The sequence below is a fragment of the Paraburkholderia sp. CNPSo 3076 genome (assembly GCF_026343935.1).
Classification (GTDB): Bacteria; Pseudomonadota; Gammaproteobacteria; order Burkholderiales; family Burkholderiaceae; genus Paraburkholderia; species Paraburkholderia nodosa.
Genome location: NZ_JAPMAL010000117.1, coordinates 1 through 1,185 on the forward strand (window position 1 = coordinate 1; position 1,185 = coordinate 1,185).

The 1,185-nt window shown below is 62.1% G+C and carries 1 protein-coding gene; it reads left to right on the forward strand.

Going from position 1 to position 1,185, the window contains the following annotated elements; all coding sequences use genetic code 11:
* Nucleotides 1-1,185: type VI secretion system Vgr family protein (locus tag M3A49_RS42290; RefSeq protein ID WP_266233984.1), on the forward strand; the 1,185-nt coding region annotated here is incomplete at both ends.

Below are 1,185 nucleotides of genomic sequence, written 5' to 3' on the forward strand. Positions count from 1 at the left end.
AGATCGAATTCACAAGCCCGATAGCGGGTATTGCGATGGATCAGGTGCTCGGGCGGCCGGCCCGGTTCATCGTCGATCCAGTCGACCCGAACATGGGTCACCTGCAGCGTATGTTTGGCGAGAACGCTGCGAAGTTCAGCAAGAAGCCGCCCGCACAGACCGTCCACGGCATCATCACGAAGTTCGATGAGCACGAGACCTCCGCCGACGAGACGCGTTACCGCGTGAGGCTCGAGCCTGCGATCGCGGATCTCAACCGGGGCAGGACAAGCCGGCTGTTCCAGAAGCAGTCGGTCGAGGAGATCATTACCGACACGCTGCGGCACTGCGGTTACCGGACCGGTGTCGACTTCCGGTTCAACCTGCGCGGCCAGTACAGGCGGCACGAGTACATCACCCAGTACCACGAGACGACGTTCGCGTTTATCCAGCGCATCTGTGCGGAAGAAGGCATCTGGTTTCGCTGGGAGCAGAAAAAGGATTACGCGGTGATGGTGTTCGGCGACGATCTGGATGCGTACTCGCGCAAGCAGCGTACGGTGCCGTATCGTCGTGATTCGGGCCTGGAGAGCGTGGGTGCCGACTCGATCAAGTCGCTGCGGCGGCGCACCCGGCGCGTGCCGCAATCGGTGCGCCTGCATGACTACAACCATCGCCAGGCCGACGTCTCGCTGCTGGTCGAGGAGAACACGGCACGCGGCGACAAGACCACTAACGCCGTCGACTATCACTGGGGGGAGCACTACGAGACGCCGGAGGAAGGCCAGCGTATTGCCCGTCTGCGGCACGAGGCTCACCTCGCGAGTCAGGTGACGTTCATCGGCACCGGCAATCCGTTCTGGCTGGAAGCCGGGGAGGTCATGCTTGTCGACCCGGTTCAGGTCGATGCGAAACACGGGATCTTCATCACGTCGGTACGCTCGCACGGTGGGCGTAACAAGTCGTACCGCGTGACGTTCGAGGGGATTCCGTCGGATCGGGTCTGGCGAACATCCATGGACACGATCCCGAAACCGGAAATCAGGGGCGTCCTGCCGGCCCGGATTACGTCACCCGGTAATTACAAGTATGCCTATCTGACGGAAGAAGGCTGGTACGTCATCAAGCTGCCGTTCGATCTGGACGAATGGAGCCCGGGTGGCACGAGCCGGCCGGTGCGGTTTGCCAAGCCCTACAGCGGCGACA